This window comes from Citrobacter sp. NCU1 (assembly GCF_010231475.1).
Classification (GTDB): domain Bacteria; phylum Pseudomonadota; class Gammaproteobacteria; order Enterobacterales; family Enterobacteriaceae; genus Citrobacter_D.
In genome coordinates this window covers 1-1,320 of the sequence record NZ_NRDO01000122.1, presented here as the reverse complement: position 1 = coordinate 1,320, position 1,320 = coordinate 1, and the positions used below count along the sequence as shown (strand labels likewise).

The window sequence follows — 1,320 nt, the reverse complement described above, 5'->3', positions numbered from 1 at the left end:
TGGGTATGCCGGGAACCGGTAACTTCGTCGGCGAATTTATGATTCTGTTCGGCAGCTTCCAGGCTGGGCTGGGCTGGGCTGGGCTGGGCTGGGCTGGGCTGGGCAAAATACTCCCCAGTCCATAAAAAACACTAATTTTTTCTTGTACGTATAGCTAAATGTATAGAATTCACATACATAAATTAAAATACCAATATAAATCAACATATTACTTTGTTAATTCCATTCCTGCAGGGGACACCATCCCGCCGTACACCCACGTCCATCAGCATCTATTGATATCAATAAAGTTTGTGAGTCATTGTTGGTTCGATTGTATATATGCACCAATATGACCAGACACTCCCTCAACAGATTGACAGACAGTCAGTGCAAAACAGTCAGGCCAGGAAGTGATTCTCCAGGGGGAATAGGTCCTAACGTTGTATTAAGCGCGGCCAGAGGGAAGAAAAAGGCGTTTTCACTTTTGAGACGACCAGGACACCAATGGGTTGAATAACCTGCTCTCCTTGTTTTCTATACTCATTTCCACTGTACCTAACATTTGCGTTTGCTGCCGTTCATAAAGGTTCACAAAAGGAATATTGCACAGTTAGAAAAGGTACAGGATCATGAGGTGCTTGCTCATACTGATTTTAAGAGACACGACATGAAATGGACTATCCCCGTTGCGCTTGCGTTGTTCGCCACCTCAGCACAGGCTGACCCATATGAACACCTGCGTGAAGCCTCAAATGAACTGTTAGCCGCTAGCTCATCGATTGACACAACCAGCCTTGATGTCATGACTAAGGAAGGGCAACGTTGCAACAGCACAAGCGGCACGATAGGAACGCTGGCAATGTTGATTGGCGACACCGTAGATCAACCGATTACTTACGACACGTTATCGAATGCTGGAATAGTAAAGTCCGCTACGAGTCTGTTCATGCAAAATTGCAAAACGGTATTGCCAGCGGATCAATACGCAAAAACACTGGGGCATCTGAAAGCATCAATGGATCACTTTGAACAGACTCGCATTGAGGCAACCCAAAAAAAATAGCGCTACGCGATGATCATTGGGTGTGTTTGGCGTAGCTAATTGATGTCCATCGATATGCATTCGAAAAGGTGATCTTTACGAAGGATAGGCCTTACGAACAAACGTTATGAGCATAGGTACACCCAATAGTACTGTTCACCTATCTCGGGATTCAGGACAACATATTGATTTTTACTGTTTCATTTCCAATGAGTATCAGGGCCAGCGCGGCAATCCGTTGATTCACGCTCACCAGGTTTCGATGACGATAAATAGCTGTTCGTCTACTTGCTCGA

Annotated in this window: 1 protein-coding gene and 1 pseudogene; both read left to right on the top strand. The window is 45.2% G+C overall.

The window, feature by feature from the left end; translation table 11 throughout:
- Positions 1–62 (top strand): annotated as a pseudogene (locus tag CJP72_RS26485) (hypothetical protein); the annotation flags it as partial.
- Positions 63–649: 587 nt separating this feature from the next.
- A complete protein-coding gene (locus CJP72_RS24780; protein WP_162383882.1) occupies positions 650–1,045 on the top strand; it encodes a hypothetical protein in 396 nt (131 codons plus the stop codon).
- Positions 1,046–1,320 lie beyond the last annotated feature (275 nt).

What these genes read in the sequence shown, in the direction of transcription:
- CJP72_RS24780 (WP_162383882.1), top strand. Translation starts at nt 650, where the DNA reads ATGAAATGGACTATCCCCGTTGCGCTTGCGTTGTTCGCCACCTCAGCA.